This window comes from Pedobacter sp. L105 (genome assembly GCF_009765875.1).
In the GTDB taxonomy this organism is placed as follows: Bacteria; Bacteroidota; Bacteroidia; order Sphingobacteriales; family Sphingobacteriaceae; genus Pedobacter.
The window spans coordinates 460,246-474,911 of sequence record NZ_LMUP01000002.1 but is presented as its reverse complement, the minus strand read 5'-3'; the positions used below and the strand labels follow the sequence as shown (position 1 = coordinate 474,911).

Sequence of the window (14,666 nt, the reverse complement as noted above, 5' to 3'; positions counted from 1 at the left end):
AGACTTTAAATAATACATTTGTGAAATTAGTGATGGATTGCTAACCGGAAAGGAATGTTTGAATGAAGGGGAAATTGGATTAAATTTTAAAATAAAAGCGTTGATGAAGAAATTTTTACTGATCACATTTTTAACTGGTTTAATTGCCCTGATGGCTTCCGGGCAAAGTAAGACCACAGTTATACAGCAACAGCCTCAAACGGGACGGCCTAATATTATATTGATCCTTGCTGACGATATGGGATATTCGGATGTTGGCTGTTATGGCGGAGAAGCATCTACACCTAATTTGGATATGCTGGCCCGTGAAGGATTACGTTATACCCAATTTTACAATACCGCGCGTTGTTGTCCTTCAAGGGCTTCACTAATGACGGGATTAGATCCGCATCAGGCAGGAATGGGATGGATGACATCGAATGATTATCATTTACCAGGCTATCGTGGCGATTTGAGTCATCATGCAGTTACCATCGCTGAAGTCTTAAAGGACGCCGGATATGCTACCTATATGTCAGGAAAATGGCATCTGAACTTATCACCTACACCAACCAGCACTAAAGAAAACTGGCCGTTACAGCGGGGTTTTGAACATTATTACGGTACCATACTTGGTGCTGCGAATTATTACGACCCTGGATATTTATGCAGGGACAATAAATTGATCAATACAGGTACTGACAGTGTTTACAAACCATCAACATATTATTTTACCGACGCAATATCTGATAATGGGGTTAAATATCTGCAGGAAAGAGACAAACAAAAGCCATTCTTTATGTACATGGCTTATACTGCTGCACACTGGCCTATGCAGGCCCCCGAAGAAGCTATAGCAAAATATAAAGGGCGATTTGATAAGGGATATGAAGTGTTAAGGGCTGAACGGCTGGAGCGAATGAAAAAGCTGGGATTAGTTGATAACAGTGAAAAGCTATCTGCCTTTGATGGGAAACCCTGGGCGAGTGAAACGAGTAAACCAGCCATGTTACGCAGAATGGAAACCTATGCGGCGATGATAGAAATCATGGATCAGGGCATCGGCAGATTAATTAAAGAATTAAAGGAAGAAGGAACTTATGAGAATACGCTTATCTTTTTTCTACAGGATAATGGTGCCTGTGCAGAGTTGATAGGTGATGGTTTAACGAGGCCTTTGGCCAAAAATCCTGACGGTGTAAAAAAGTTATCTCCCGATTCTTTGACCTATACCAATAATCCATCAATTACCCGCGATGGCAAACTTGTAATGCAGGGTAAAGATGTTATGGCCGGTCCTGCGGATACCTACGTTTCATATATGCAGGAATGGGCAAATGTATCCAATACGCCATTGCGTAAGTTTAAGCATTTTGTACATGAGGGTGGTATATCAACTCCTTTAATTGTGCATTGGCCGGCAGGTATAAAAACGCCTGGCGAAATTAGAAATCAGATAGGGCATGAGATGGATATTATGCCTACGATTTTGACTATAGTCAAAACTACCTATCCAAAGGAATATCACCAGAATGCAATCATTCCAGTTGAAGGAGTGAGCCTTGTACCCAGTTTTACCAATCAGCCGATAGTACGGGAGGCTATTTTCTGGGAGCATGAAATGAACCGTGCGGTAAGAATGGGCAAATGGAAATTGGTTAGTGAGGGGGAATTTAAAAATGGTAGTTATGCCTTGTCTTCAGCATGGGAGCTTTACGATATGTCTGTAGATCGTATTGAAAGTAATAATCTGGCACCTAAAAATCCTTTAATGGTCAAAAAACTAAGCGATATGTGGGAAAATTACGCTCAAAGGTGTTTGGTTTATCCTTCCCCCTGGGGAAAAATACGATAACAATTGGCAGAAGAAATAAATTTTTAACGGTCTTGATGAACAGCTAAATGAGCGGTGATCTGTTGATGTTTGTGTAATTTTATTGCTATATGTGTATACGATGAATGAATTAGAATTTAGTCTATGTGTTTAATAGATTTTATTCTTTTACATTTGCGCTAATAAAATCGACAAAATGAAACTTATAAAATTACTCCTATTCGCTTGTATTGCCATTTATTCAACAGCTGCTCTTGCTCAGCAAAAGACTGAGCGGCCAAATGTTATTTTTATTTTAGCAGATGACATGGGTTACGGAGATGTAGGTGCTTATGGACAAAAGCTGATCCTTACGCCAAATATCGACCAATTGGCTAAAGAAGGGGTTAGGTTTACTGATTTTTATGCGGGTGCACCTGTTTGTTCACCATCACGATGTTCTTTATTAACCGGACTTAATAGCGGTCATGCCACTATTCGTGGCAATGCAACCTTAACCGGTGGTGTTGCAGGGAAGAAAGGTAAAACGACAGTTAACCGGACAAATATCAAACCTGATGATTATACCATTGGAAATTTGATGCATGATGCCGGATACACTACTTCATTGGTAGGAAAGTGGCATGTAGATGGATATGATACGTTGGCTACTCCATTACAACATGGATTTGATCAGTTTAAAGGCTGGCTGGTGAGTTATCCTGAAACTTATGCAAGAACGTACTGGCCGGAAAAACGTTATGAGAACGGTCAGCTCGTTACCATCAATGAAAATGCAAATGGAAAAAGAGGATATTATGAAGCCAATATGTGTACTGATGAAGCGATAGAGTTTCTTTCCACACAAAAAGACAGCAGCAAACCATTTTTCCTGATGTTGAATTTTAATAATCCACATTCACCACTGGATGTGCCTGATCAGGCTATTTATGCCAATAAAGACTGGCCTGAAGACATGAAAACATATGCAGCTATGATTTATTATCTGGATAAAAATATTGCTAAAGTGAAAGATTACCTGGTGAAAAGTGGCCTGTCAAAAAATACAATTGTATTTTTTGCTTCAGATAATGGTCCCCGATCTGAACCAACTAAATCGCTAACGGCTGTTTCTGATTTCTTTGATTCAAATGGTCCTTTGAAAGGGCATAAAAGAGATATGTATGAAGGTGGCATCAGGGAGCCTTTTATCGTATGGGCCCCATATCTTAAAAACCTGCCTAAAACATCTTCCGTTCCCGGTTATTTTGCAGATATCATGCCCACTTTTGCGGAAATTGCCGGTAAAGAACTGGATCATAAAACAGATGGCGTTAGTATTTATTCTTCTATCAAAGGTAAGAAACCTGCTAAAGACCGGTTTTTATACTGGGAGTTTTTTGAGCTTGGTTTTGAACAAGGCGTTCGTTATGGAAAATGGAAAGCAGTGGTTCGCAAAAACAAACTGGAGTTGTATAACCTGAGTGATGATATAGGTGAAAAGAATGATGTAGCCAGTCTGCACCCGGATGTGGTTAAAGAAATACAAACTTATTTGAGTACAGCAAGGACAGATTCTCCGTACTGGCCTGTAAGTACAAAGGGCATTGTTGTAAATGACACGCCGTAGCTATATGAATTAAAAACACTTCCTAAAATGCGGAATGCCCCAAAAAAGTTGGACACTTATTGGGGCATTTTTTATGAGACATCTTAAATCTATTCCGCTGATTTCTATTTTATAGATATTATTGTTATCTTATTGTATTTATTTGTTGCTTTTTAAGTAAATTTGAAAACCAAATATCATTAACAAACCAATTACTAGGATGAATAAAGAGTATTACCATCACTATCTTGCTGAGGATTTTTATGAGTATTCATTTTATAGCGAAGGTCCGAAAGGCAGGATAAAAAAGTCTGTGATCTATACAAAAATTCAGGATGATCCTCCTGTCTACAACCTGGCCTTTGGGGATTTTGATAATGAAACCAAAGAAATTAATGATAAAATCAACACTAATAATGATGACAGGGATATTGTTTTGGCTACTGTAGCAAATACTATTAATGATTTCAGCAATAAGTATGGTAATAATTTTATTTTTGCTGCTGGAAGTACTCCATCAAGAACAAGATTATATCAAATAGGCATATTTGGATTATGGGATGAAATTGAAAAAGATTTCTATCTCTGGGGTTATAAGGAAGATAATTGGCGAGAATTTCAATGTAATGTCAACTATGAGGCCTTCTTGATTAAGAAAAAGTAATATCGTATATTTGGACTAGAGGATAAAAGAAAGGAGTTATTATGTCTGCAACAAAAAGAATAGCTAATCAAATAGCCAATCATGCTGGAATAATAGGGGGAAAAAGTAAGAGCCACGCTAATGATCCGTATGTTCTAAAAAAAGTAGAGCAAGCAAAAATATTTATGAGTAAGGCTGGTTTACCCGACATTAAAAAATAAGAGATTTGGTTATTATAGTAAAAGCCGTCCTAAAGGGCGGCTTTTACATTTTATTGCCGGTAATTAATAGTGTTATTTTTTGGCAATCCTGTAAAATCTTCCTCCATCAGTTATGGCATATAAGGCACCATCTTTACCCACAGAAAGTGCGCGGAAACGTTCTCCTTCATCCTTCAGCAATCTTTCTTCACCAACTACTTTATTGTCTTTGATCACCAGTCTCACGATGTGCATACTACTGAGCCCACCTACAAACAGGTTACCTTTCCATTCCGGGATCACATTGCTGTTATAAAAAGCAATTCCGGAAGGAGAAACTACAGGATCCCAATAATAAATTGGTTGCTGTACCCCTTCTTTTTGCTGGATGCCGTCGCCAACCTTTTCACCACTGTATTCTATTCCATAAGTAACTACAGGCCAGCCATAATTTTTACCGGGGCGCATGATATTGATTTCATCTCCTCCTCTTGGTCCAAATTCAGATTCCCATAATTCACCTGTGGTTGGGTTTATCGCTAAGCCTTCAGGGCTACGCAAACCATAGGCATAAATTTCAGGTCTTGCATTAGGTGTTTTGGCAAAAGGGCCATTAGGTACAGGTTTTCCGGTTTTTGTGATGTGGATGATCTTTCCGATAGATGAACTTAACGATTGTGCCTGCATACGGATATCAGCTCCTGAACGTTCACCTGTACTTACAAAAAGGTTTCCATTTTTATCAAATACGATACGGGAACCAAACTGTAAACTTCCTTTGTTATAGGCCGGTGTAGCACGGTAGATCACTTCAATGTTCTCTATTTTACTTTCATCTGCTGATAATTTACCTTTAGCAATAGCCAGCAAAGTACCTGCGGAAGTTTGTTCTGAATAATCCCAGAAGATCATTTTGTTTGTAGCGAATTGCGGATCCAGATTTACATCCAGTAAACCGCCTTGTCCGTCGGCCACTACTGCCGGTAAATTGGTTATTTTTTTTACTACTTTTCCTTCAGGTGTTACAATAACCATGGTGCCTAATTTTTGAGTAATTAAAAAACGGCCGTCAGGCAAGCGGGTAATTCCCCAGGGGCGCTCCAGTGTTTTACTCAACACGGTAACGCTGTAGGGTGTTTTTGTTTTTACACCGGCAATCCGGGTTTGTCCGGCAAAGGCTGGTTTGTATTTGGTATTTGCAGGCTGGGTTTCTACAGGCGGATAGGTTTGTGCATAACTGCTGTTATAAGCAAATAGGGAGCCTAACAAGGCAAAACAGATGGCCGGAGCTTTTTTATGGATAGATCGCATCATCATAATTAATATTTTTGTTTTTAATGGACAGAACGTATTCTTTTTTAATAAAATAGCTGAAGGATTAGGTCATATTGCTAATCCAGCGTAATGTTATAAATTCCAGCAAATACCCTACCGTAAATGTCTGTTTGGCAAGTTGTAATAGCTTAATTACAGGTTTAGCCTCTGTGTGTAGTCAAATGAGCCCTGGATCTGAGACTATTTAATATCATATATCAACGTTTCCAAGTCTGTGGATCATTAATTTTGAATCATATAAAAATATTGAAATTATGGAACTAGGTATAGGCATGTTTGGTGATTTATCTTTTGATCTTGCAACAGGAAAACCAAGATCAGCAAAATTAAAACTGCAGGAAATTCTGGAACAGATTAAACTGGCTGATGAGGTTGGACTTGATGTTTTTGGTCTTGGTGAACACCACAGGCCTGATTATGCAGTGTCATCTCCCGAGATTGTTCTCGCTGCAGCAGCCAGCATTACCAAAAATATAAAGTTAACCAGTACTGTTACAGTGCTGAGTTCAGCAGAGCCTGTAAAAGTATATCAGGATTTTTCTACAATAGACCTGATTTCTAATGGCCGTGCCGAAATAGCGGTAGGACGAGGAAGTTTTATTGAGTCCTTCCCACTATTTGGTTATAACCTGAAAGATTATGATCAGTTATTTGAAGAGAAACTCGATCTGTTATTGAATATTAATAACAATGAAGTGGTGAATTGGAAGGGACAGCTACGTGCCCCACTCATCAACCAGACTGTTTTACCGAGAGCAACCAATAATGGTCAATTGCCTATCTGGATTGCTGTTGGCGGAACGCCTGCATCTGTTTTACGTGCTGCGGTATTGGGCTTGCCACTAATTGTTGCTATTATCGGCGGAATGCCCGAACAGTTTCAACCTTTAATTGAATATTATAAGGAAGCATATCTGGCAAACGGTCATGATGCGTCTAAAATGCAGATTGGTATACATTCACATAGTTTTATCAGTAATGATAAAGCAATTACTGATGAGTATTATTATAACTATGCTTCACAAATGGATAGAATAGGCTCAACAAGGGGATGGGCTCCCTATACCAAAATGCAATATAATGGAGGCCGTTCAAAAGACGGGGCGCTGTTTATTGGTGATGCTAAGGAAGTTACAGATAAGATTTTGTACATGCATGAATTGTTCGGTATTACCCGTTTTATCGGGCATATGGATGTAGGAGATCCTTCACACGCAACCATGATGAAATCTATCGAGATCTTTGGAAAAGAAATTGCACCTGCGGTGAGAAAAGCGATCCTATAAAATTAACCCGCAGCCATGTTCAATTACAAAAATGGCTGCGGGATATGATAGGCCGGGCAATGGGTATAAATGCCCCCCAAAAACAACCTCCATTTCGATAATAGATGTTGCCAATATCTAAAAGGTCTGGTTGATCTGCTATCGTTAGGTCTATATTAAATTCATTTTGCTGGATGTTTAAGATTAAATCGACTATTTTTTCTCCGTATTCATTTTGTACAGGAGTAATACTATTTTTCATATACTTCATTTGGAAGTAAAAACTAATTCCTTAACGATGCGAACTGAGAAATAATATAAATACAATTAACTTTCAAGCATTAAATAATAATCTGTGTCGATAGTGCTACCAAAGTTAAAAGTCGTGGTGCCGATTTTAACGAATCCTAATTTAGTATAAAACTGTATAGCAGCTAAGTTATGTTCCCAAACGCATAACCACACGCAGGCTAAATTTAAATCCTTTGTTAACTGAATGGCTTTGTTCAGCAGCATTTTACCGATTGATTTTCCTTTATGGTTGGGTTTAATATAAATACGCTGTATTTCCAGTCCGGTTTTCCCATTCAGTTCCGCAGGTTCTTTTTTTGTATTTACCTTCATAAAACCAACAGGTTCGATTTCATCAGTAAATGCAAAAAAGTAAGTGCAGTCTGGATTTTCTATTTCCTTCTGAATGGTTGTTATGTTATAATTCTCTGTTAAATAGACTTCAACATCCTCAGCAGAATGTTTATCGGCATACGTATCCTTAAAAGTTTCCATTCCTATCTTTATGATTTGTGGAATGTTCTCAAGCGTACACGATCTTATTTTTATCTCCATGGGAAAAGGTGAATGATGGTGGATTTTATCTTATGACTTCCAGTGGGGTATACTTTGATAAAAAAATAAAGATTAGAGGTCGTACTCTTTTTCTATCACAGAAAGAATCAATTCCCTCACTGTAATGCCCTTTTGAGCACCCAATATTTTCAATGCCTTTAAAGCGCCTTTTTTAAGTCTCAAAGGATAGGTAACTGTTTCTTCTTCAGGAAGCGGAGCCTGTCCTTTTGCAGTAACCTCCTTCGACGGAGAATTGAACAGTGCAGATACACCGCCTAAATTTTTATTGTTATCCTCTATATCGCCTAAATTCTTTTTTGCCATGATCTTATATTTTAACTAAAATTTCATCTACCAGATTTGCATAATCCACTGCGCCATTAGATACAGGAGCATAGTCGAATACATCTATCCCTTTTAACTGCGCTTCTACCAGTGCCACGTTTATCCTGATGGAAGTATCAAACAGTTTATCACTAAAGTATTTTTTGATACTGCCTGTAATCTGTTCGGTAATCACCCTTCTCGGGTTGATCTTGGTGATAAATACGCCGCCTATAGTCAGGTTTTCGTTATAATGTGTTCTTACATCTGAAATGATAGATACCAAGCGGTCAATTCCCCTGTAGGCAAAATATTCGGCCTCTAACGGGATCATTACTGTGTCGGCAGCCACCAGTGCATTTACGGTGAGCATTCCTAAAGCCGGTGCACAATCAATTAATACATAATCGTATTGTCCTGCAACAGCTTTCAGTAATCTTTTCAGGATAGTTTCCCTGCCTAATCTTGAAACCAGTTCAATTTCTGCACCTAATAAATCCAGAGAGGAGGGTACAATATCCAGGTATTCAGAAATAGTTTCAACAGGAAGGGGAATATCACTTTTTATACTGTCATAGATAGAAACCTTTACATCCCTGAGGCCTAAACCTTCGGTTAAGTTGGATTGGGGATCAATGTCAATGAGTAAGGTCTTTTTCTTTTTAAGGGCTAATCCTGCACCAATATTTAATGTAGATGTGGTTTTGCCTGTGCCGCCTTTATGGTTTATAACAGCTATAATCTTCATATCAATGTGTCTATATATAAAGATACAATGATACATATATATATTGAAATTAAGATATCTTTATTTAATTATATCTGTATACATCTATCCTTATATGCTCAATATGCAGGTTTTTTTGCTTTATAATGATGTATAGATATCTAGGTATATATCAATCTTTGTATCTGACCGGATATTTTATCTGAGTTATTGAAATAAAAAGATATATAGATATCTATCAAAATTTAAAGGAAAAAAAAGGCAAGAGGAATCGGGCTGCTAAAAGTAGAAGCAGGGGAAATTGATCGTTCAGGAAAGGTTGAATTTTTATTTCTCCAGATAGGTTAGATTACATTCCAGGTCTTTGTCCCAGTTTCCTGTTTTGGCTGCTGCGGTATAAGTTGACCGTAAAAATTGAAGCAATGTGGCTGCCGGGTCTGTAGCTTGCTGTACAACTTCATAAGGCAATATAAATTCACCCATCTCCTGGCTGTAGAAAGCTTGTGCTGGCTTAACGGGTTGTTCCTGGAAATCAGCTGGCGTTGGGTAACAATACGCATAAAACACGGGGGCAGGAGATTGCTCGCTGCCTGGCCAGAAGCCACAGCTGCTTACCTCGTGAGAATAGGCTTCCTGCATCACCCTGTTGGGGATATTTGGAGCGCCTCCTGGATGTAGCGGGGCTTTTCTGCCGGAAAAACGGGTAACAGCAAGGTCAAACGCTCCCCAAAAGAAATGTACCGGACTGCATTTGCCGGTAAACCCCGAACGGAAACGCGTAAACACGGTTTCTATATGAACCAGTGCCTGCCATAGGAGGTTCATCTGTTGGGGATCATAACTGCAATGCAGCTCGTCTTCCTGAAATGGAATGGCTGGGTCAACCTCGTTTGGAGTGGCATGAATCTCCACTTCAATATTCATTTCTTGTAATTTTAGAAATAGCTCGTTGTAAAAATTAGCTACAGAACGAGGGTAGAGGCCCATCTTCTCTTTTTTTCCGTTACTGGCTGTAATGATCAGCTCATGTTGTATAAAGTCCATGTCCATCTGAAAAATACCATCTTCATAGGGAATGCTTCCGGTAGTTAAACCACGTGGTGAAACATAGAGGGTAACATGCCAGGAATGATTTAGCCAGGGCATGTTTGTTAATCTTATTTTCCCTATAATCTGGGTCCACAGCTGTACAGTAGTGATTGTATCCTTTAATTGATCAAAAATAAGCTCTGGCCAGGCTTGCGATTTATTATTTTTCATAGGAGGATTATAACGGCATTAAATTTACATTTTTTAGCTGGGAAAGTTTTAGGAACCAAAATTTTGTTGTAATATAGTACACATTACCATGATTTTTGTAAATGAATAACCCTGGTCTATTACCAAAACAGCCCAAAATTTATGTGTCGTACTGGAACGTAGGTAGTTTGCTGCACAGTTCGGTGCTGCTCTTTATTTTTGAGTCCTTATTTTATTGGTCGAAATTAAAAGATGCCTATAGTAATGATGCGTTTTGGATCACCTTATTTTGGTGTGGCAGTTTATTATTTGCTTTTAGCCATATCTTTTTGGTAACACTGGATGCCTGGTCGCGCTTTCAAAATTATAAACGTGTGAAGGATTATTTTTATATGCATGGTTTTACCCCTAAGGTTGCCAGCCGGTATAAAGGATCAAAATGCCAGCGTACAGCAGTGATTGTAGCTGCCAGAGAGCTGGGCTTAAAAAGTGAAGTGGACAAATATTACCGCCGTGTTGGCGTAAGATGGTTTCATTTTGTGCCTCAATTTATGGTTACCGACCCTTTGTTCCTGTTCAAAAAATACTTTTGGTCGCGCACCTTTCTTGAAAAATACTATGCCCCCAAGTTTAACTTTAGGGAGCTTGATTCTAAATTTATATATAATGCTGACAGGAAGTCATTTAACTAAACATTATCCCCTGAAAAAAGCATTATCAGATGTTTCTATTTCCATTGCCTCCGGACAGATCTGTGGTTTATTAGGAAGGAACGGGGCAGGGAAAACCACGCTGTTCAGAATCCTCTGCGGATTGATCAAGCCCGATGAAGGCACTGTGGTGATTCACTCTACACGATCAAAGTCCATTGGCGGGATTATTGAAAGGCCAGGTTTATATCCTTATCTTAATGCTTATGATAACCTGAAAATATTTGCTGGTATCCAGGGGGTAAAAGTAAGTGAGGCTTACATCAAACAAAATTTAACGAAAGTAGGATTACCTGTGGACAGGAGAGATCCTGTACGTAATTTTTCTTTAGGGATGAAACAACGGCTGGGCATTGCGATAGCTTTGTTAAATGAACCGGAATGTTTGGTGCTTGATGAACCTTTTTCGGGACTTGACCCTACAGGTGTAACTTCCCTCATTGGTTTAATTACGGATTTAGCGGTGAAAGACAATATCGCTATCCTGCTCTCCTCACACCTGATGGCCGAGTTGACAAAATGCTGCCATTATTTGTATGTGATGGATGAAGGCCGTATCGTTAATTCAGGAACTACAGAACAACTGATCACTAATCATATTCATAATTATAGCATTACAGGCGAAAACATAAGTTCTTCTATCGTTTTACAAAGATATGAGGTGAAAATGGGTATCAATGATGCACGGGTTTTTTGTAAGGCCAGTGAAATCCCGGCTTTGCTGGGCGACCTTCTTGCAGAAGGGATCAAAGTTACTTCATGTACACCAGAACTAACATTAGAAGAATTGGTTAATACACCCCTATCATGAGATCATTATTATTTGCCGAGCTTTTAAAACTGGGCAAGCAAAGTAAAACCTACTATGCCCTGGCTGCAATTTTAGTGATCGAAATACTGATCCTGATTACGGCCTACTATGAGGGAAGCGCAATACTTGATTTACTGTTAAATAATTTACGGCAGTCCTTTTATTTTGAAGGTACGCTGCTCAATGGCAATCTGATCATGTACATTATTTTAAACTCGCTGTGGTTTAATGTGCCGCTGATCTTAATGATCATCACCTCGGGGCTGGTAACGGACGAATATAAGGATGGTACCGTACAAACGGTGATGCTGCAGGCGGTAAAAAAATGGAAGTTTATGCTTTCCAAATATATCATCGCTGCATTATTTACTTTGCTGGTCATCGCATTTATGATGCTGACTACATTTACATTAGCTTATTCTATTTTTGGCAAAGGGGATCTGATCGTTTATATCAACACGCTCAATTTCTTTAAATCCGCAGATGCGATACACCGTATCTGCTGGGCATTTGCTTCCGGGGCAGTAGCGATGATCTTTTATAGCGTAGTGAGTATTACACTGGCGGTGATCATTAAAGAAGCTGCGAAAACCTGGATCGCCGCCGCCCTGTTCTTAATTATTACCAATTTGCTGTTAAAAGTAGATTTCGGAATGCCGGCAATAAACGCTTATTTTTTTCCTAAACTGATTGATAACTGGCAGCAGCTTTTTTATTATCAGATTGACTGGTTAAAAATAGGGGTCAACAATGCGGTATTGTTCCTTTACATCGCTGGCTTTGCCGTAGCCGGCACTTACATCTTTCATAAACAAGACATTACATGATCAGGTATTTATTCCTATTCTTGGTACTGGGTACTCAAATTGCAAATGCCCAAAAAGTAGATGCTGATCTGCTGCATATTAAACAGCGTATGGATTCCGTGAGCCAGTTTACGGCTGATATCACATTGGATTTAGAAGTTTCATTTATCAAAATGCCGACAAAAACCGCTAAGGTGCGTTATGCAAAGGATAAAAAAATGTTATTCTCTTCCAGCGACTTTGTGATGCTGCCCAAACGGGGACTTGATTTTTCCATGTCTGAGATATTTAAACATCCTTTTATCACTGTTGACCGCGGCATGGAAAAACGTAATGGGAAACTGTTAAAAGTGATCAATGTTATTCCTACTGATAATCAATCTGATCTGGCCCTCGTTACCCTCTATATGGATACTAAAGCCAGGCGTATCGTTGAATCTGAAGTGAATACCCGTAAAGACGGAACGTATACTTTGCTAATGCAATACGCTTCATTTAATAACATTTTACCTGATTATGTAGAAGCCGGATTTGCAATTGAAAAGCTAAAGATCCCGCTTAATTTTATGGGAAAGGGCACAAAGATCGATAGAAAACAAATGCGCAGCGAGGAAACGAAAACCGGGAAGATAAAAATGAAGATCGACAATTATGTGATCAAATATAAATAGGGCTGCCGATACCTTTCCTGGCAGTTTTAATATATTTTAAATATAGTTTGAATTTAAACTGTTTGAATTTTAACTTTGTTGTGAAATATATTTACATGCAACAGGGAGAATCATTAATTGAACATGGGCCGCGCCTGGCCATTATTACCATTACGGCAGTATTTTGCGCGTTATTGGAAATAATAGACACTACCATCGTCAACGTAGCGCTTAACAATATGCGTGGCAGTTTAGGTGCAACGTTAAATGAAATCAGCTGGGTGATCACGGCTTACTCCCTGGCTAATGTGATTGTGATCCCGCTCACCAGCTGGCTTTCCCAGCAGTTTGGAAGGAGGAACTACTTTGCCGCTTCTGTAGTTTTATTTACCGTATGTTCCTTTTTGTGCGGAAATGCCCACTCTGTAACCGAACTCGTGATTTTTAGATTTTTACAGGGAATGGGAGGAGGAGCCTTGCTGGTTACTTCCCAGACCATCATTACAGAAAGCTGGCCGCCAGAGAAACGCGCTATGGCACAGGCTATCTATGTTTTGGGTATTATTGTGGGCCCAACACTTGGTCCGCCGCTGGGTGGTTATATCGTAGATAATTTTTCATGGCCATTTATCTTTTTTATCAATATTCCTGTAGGTATTGTTGCTACCCTGCTTACCCTGGAGTTTGTAAGAAGCCCTAGATATGAGCAAAAAAGATCGGCCAGTGAAATAGACTGGCTAGGCATTTTTCTGCTTACCGTGGGTATTTCCTCTTTACAGTATATTTTAGAAAAGGGCCAGGAAGATGACTGGTTCAATAGTAAACTGATCATTACTTTGTGTGTTACTGCATTTTTGGGATTGTATCTGTTTATCTGGCGCCAGCTGGAAACAAAGTTCCCTGTAGTAAATTTGCGGGTGCTTAAAAACGGCAATTTGAGGATGGGGGTGATCCTTTCCTTTATCATGGGCTTTGGTACTTTTGGATCTACCTTTGTAATTCCTTTATTCACACAATCCCTGCTGGGATGGACAGCACAGCAGGCGGGATTGTTGCAGCTTCCGAGTACGTTGTTTGTGGCGGTGATGATGCCCGTAGTGGCAATTTTAATTCAGAAGGGTATTCAGCAGAAGTATTTAATTGCCATAGGTATGTTCATCTTTTATATCTTTTGCATGTTATGTTATAAAATCATCACACCTGATACCAGTGCCGGTGATTTCTTCTGGCCGCTGATCATCAGGGGATTGGGAATGGGACTCTTGTCGGTGCCTGTTAGCACGATGTCTCTCTCTACGCTGAAAGGACAGGAGATCGGTCAGGGGGCCGCTTTTACGGGGATGATGCGGCAACTGGGCGGTTCTTTTGGTGTGGCACTGATATCTACCTTTTTATCCAGGGAAACCAGCATCCATCGGGTTGATGTAGTGAGTCACTTAAATGTAATAGATACAAATGTTCAACAGCGTATTTCCCAGATGGCCGCGGGAATGAGGTCGCATGGTTTGGACAGTTTAACTTCCCGTAATACCGCTTACCAGATGATGGATAATGCTGTTACTGTGCAGGCTACCCTACTTTCCTATATGGACGTTTTTATGTTTGTAGGCGTCGTTTTTGTGGTTTTCGTTCCTTTTGTATTGTTGTTTGTAAAAAAATCCAGTGCTAAAGTGAACCTGGCTGATGCCGCACATTAATTTTTTGCTTTA

Annotated in this window: 16 protein-coding genes; 10 read left to right on the top strand and 6 right to left on the bottom strand. The window is 39.3% G+C overall.

What is annotated here, in order from left to right; translation table 11 throughout:
- The first annotated feature begins 103 nt into the window (after positions 1-103).
- The 4 genes from GSQ84_RS03230 (at position 104) to GSQ84_RS03215 (ending at position 4,265) form a co-directional block, all read left to right on the top strand.
- A complete protein-coding gene (locus tag GSQ84_RS03230; RefSeq protein WP_216848852.1) occupies positions 104-1,834 on the top strand; it encodes an arylsulfatase in 1,731 nt (576 codons plus the stop codon).
- A gap of 175 nt (positions 1,835-2,009) precedes the next feature.
- The gene (locus GSQ84_RS03225; RefSeq protein WP_158795808.1) at positions 2,010-3,422 is read left to right on the top strand and encodes an arylsulfatase; all 1,413 of its coding nucleotides are present in this window, start codon (positions 2,010-2,012) and stop codon (positions 3,420-3,422) included.
- Positions 3,423-3,621: 199 nt separating this feature from the next.
- Positions 3,622-4,065, top strand: a complete 444-nt coding sequence (locus tag GSQ84_RS03220; RefSeq protein WP_158795807.1) for a hypothetical protein — start codon at positions 3,622-3,624, stop codon at positions 4,063-4,065.
- 41 nt (positions 4,066-4,106) lie between these two features.
- Positions 4,107-4,265, top strand: a complete 159-nt coding sequence (locus tag GSQ84_RS03215; protein ID WP_158795806.1) for a hypothetical protein — start codon at positions 4,107-4,109, stop codon at positions 4,263-4,265.
- Positions 4,266-4,337: 72 nt separating this feature from the next.
- Here the strand turns inward: GSQ84_RS03215 and GSQ84_RS03210 are convergent, their stop codons facing one another.
- On the bottom strand, positions 4,338-5,561 hold the full coding sequence (locus GSQ84_RS03210) for a PQQ-dependent sugar dehydrogenase (protein ID WP_158795805.1): 1,224 nt from the start codon (positions 5,559-5,561) through the stop codon (positions 4,338-4,340).
- Between the two features lie 272 nt (positions 5,562-5,833).
- Here GSQ84_RS03210 and GSQ84_RS03205 point away from each other — a divergent pair, with 272 nt between their 5' ends.
- The gene (locus tag GSQ84_RS03205) at positions 5,834-6,865 is read left to right on the top strand and encodes an Atu2307/SP_0267 family LLM class monooxygenase (protein ID WP_158795804.1); all 1,032 of its coding nucleotides are present in this window, start codon (positions 5,834-5,836) and stop codon (positions 6,863-6,865) included.
- A 19-nt stretch (positions 6,866-6,884) separates the two neighbouring features.
- On the opposite strand, the gene GSQ84_RS03200 is transcribed toward GSQ84_RS03205, so the two are convergent.
- The 5 genes from GSQ84_RS03200 to GSQ84_RS03180 form a co-directional block, all read right to left on the bottom strand.
- Positions 6,885-7,106, bottom strand: coding sequence for a hypothetical protein (locus GSQ84_RS03200; RefSeq protein WP_158795803.1), 222 nt, complete (start codon positions 7,104-7,106; stop codon positions 6,885-6,887).
- Between the two features lie 65 nt (positions 7,107-7,171).
- Positions 7,172-7,630 carry a GNAT family N-acetyltransferase gene (locus GSQ84_RS03195; RefSeq protein ID WP_158795802.1) on the bottom strand — a complete coding sequence of 153 codons (459 nt, stop codon included), beginning with the start codon at positions 7,628-7,630 and terminating at the stop codon, positions 7,172-7,174.
- 132 nt (positions 7,631-7,762) lie between these two features.
- The gene (locus GSQ84_RS03190) at positions 7,763-8,014 is read right to left on the bottom strand and encodes a hypothetical protein (RefSeq protein WP_158795801.1); all 252 of its coding nucleotides are present in this window, start codon (positions 8,012-8,014) and stop codon (positions 7,763-7,765) included.
- A 4-nt stretch (positions 8,015-8,018) separates the two neighbouring features.
- Positions 8,019-8,762 carry a ParA family protein gene (locus GSQ84_RS03185; protein WP_158795800.1) on the bottom strand — a complete coding sequence of 248 codons (744 nt, stop codon included), beginning with the start codon at positions 8,760-8,762 and terminating at the stop codon, positions 8,019-8,021.
- Positions 8,763-9,068: 306 nt separating this feature from the next.
- Positions 9,069-10,001 (bottom strand): DUF5996 family protein, encoded by a 933-nt coding sequence (locus GSQ84_RS03180; protein ID WP_158795799.1) that lies wholly within the window; start codon positions 9,999-10,001, stop codon positions 9,069-9,071.
- A 101-nt stretch (positions 10,002-10,102) separates the two neighbouring features.
- On the opposite strand from GSQ84_RS03180, the gene GSQ84_RS03175 reads away from it, so the two are divergent.
- From GSQ84_RS03175 to GSQ84_RS03155, 5 genes are all read left to right on the top strand, one after another.
- On the top strand, positions 10,103-10,672 hold the full coding sequence (locus tag GSQ84_RS03175) for a hypothetical protein (protein WP_158795798.1): 570 nt from the start codon (positions 10,103-10,105) through the stop codon (positions 10,670-10,672).
- Positions 10,647-11,501, top strand: coding sequence for an ABC transporter ATP-binding protein (locus GSQ84_RS03170; protein WP_158795797.1), 855 nt, complete (start codon positions 10,647-10,649; stop codon positions 11,499-11,501). Before GSQ84_RS03175 ends, GSQ84_RS03170 begins: the two co-directional genes overlap by 26 nt.
- A complete protein-coding gene (locus GSQ84_RS03165; RefSeq protein WP_158795796.1) occupies positions 11,498-12,328 on the top strand; it encodes an ABC transporter permease in 831 nt (276 codons plus the stop codon). The genes GSQ84_RS03170 and GSQ84_RS03165 overlap by 4 nt, the downstream gene beginning before the upstream one ends.
- Positions 12,325-12,978: a hypothetical protein gene (locus GSQ84_RS03160; protein WP_158795795.1), complete on the top strand. Its 654-nt coding sequence runs from the start codon at positions 12,325-12,327 to the stop codon at positions 12,976-12,978. Before GSQ84_RS03165 ends, GSQ84_RS03160 begins: the two co-directional genes overlap by 4 nt.
- A gap of 95 nt (positions 12,979-13,073) precedes the next feature.
- Positions 13,074-14,654 (top strand): DHA2 family efflux MFS transporter permease subunit, encoded by a 1,581-nt coding sequence (locus tag GSQ84_RS03155; RefSeq protein ID WP_158795794.1) that lies wholly within the window; start codon positions 13,074-13,076, stop codon positions 14,652-14,654.
- Positions 14,655-14,666 lie beyond the last annotated feature (12 nt).

Coding starts and splice junctions, on each gene's coding strand:
- GSQ84_RS03210 (WP_158795805.1), bottom strand. CDS start 5,561: ATGATGATGCGATCTATCCATAAAAAAGCTCCGGCCATCTGTTTTGCC.
- GSQ84_RS03205 (WP_158795804.1), top strand. CDS start 5,834: ATGGAACTAGGTATAGGCATGTTTGGTGATTTATCTTTTGATCTTGCA.
- GSQ84_RS03155 (WP_158795794.1), top strand. CDS start 13,074: ATGCAACAGGGAGAATCATTAATTGAACATGGGCCGCGCCTGGCCATT.
- GSQ84_RS03230 (WP_216848852.1), top strand. CDS start 104: ATGAAGAAATTTTTACTGATCACATTTTTAACTGGTTTAATTGCCCTG.
- GSQ84_RS03195 (WP_158795802.1), bottom strand. CDS start 7,630: ATGGAAACTTTTAAGGATACGTATGCCGATAAACATTCTGCTGAGGAT.
- GSQ84_RS03170 (WP_158795797.1), top strand. CDS start 10,647: ATGCTGACAGGAAGTCATTTAACTAAACATTATCCCCTGAAAAAAGCA.
- GSQ84_RS03215 (WP_158795806.1), top strand. CDS start 4,107: ATGTCTGCAACAAAAAGAATAGCTAATCAAATAGCCAATCATGCTGGA.
- GSQ84_RS03190 (WP_158795801.1), bottom strand. CDS start 8,014: ATGGCAAAAAAGAATTTAGGCGATATAGAGGATAACAATAAAAATTTA.
- GSQ84_RS03185 (WP_158795800.1), bottom strand. CDS start 8,762: ATGAAGATTATAGCTGTTATAAACCATAAAGGCGGCACAGGCAAAACC.
- GSQ84_RS03200 (WP_158795803.1), bottom strand. CDS start 7,106: ATGAAAAATAGTATTACTCCTGTACAAAATGAATACGGAGAAAAAATA.
- GSQ84_RS03160 (WP_158795795.1), top strand. CDS start 12,325: ATGATCAGGTATTTATTCCTATTCTTGGTACTGGGTACTCAAATTGCA.
- GSQ84_RS03220 (WP_158795807.1), top strand. CDS start 3,622: ATGAATAAAGAGTATTACCATCACTATCTTGCTGAGGATTTTTATGAG.
- GSQ84_RS03225 (WP_158795808.1), top strand. CDS start 2,010: ATGAAACTTATAAAATTACTCCTATTCGCTTGTATTGCCATTTATTCA.
- GSQ84_RS03165 (WP_158795796.1), top strand. CDS start 11,498: ATGAGATCATTATTATTTGCCGAGCTTTTAAAACTGGGCAAGCAAAGT.
- GSQ84_RS03175 (WP_158795798.1), top strand. CDS start 10,103: ATGAATAACCCTGGTCTATTACCAAAACAGCCCAAAATTTATGTGTCG.
- GSQ84_RS03180 (WP_158795799.1), bottom strand. CDS start 10,001: ATGAAAAATAATAAATCGCAAGCCTGGCCAGAGCTTATTTTTGATCAA.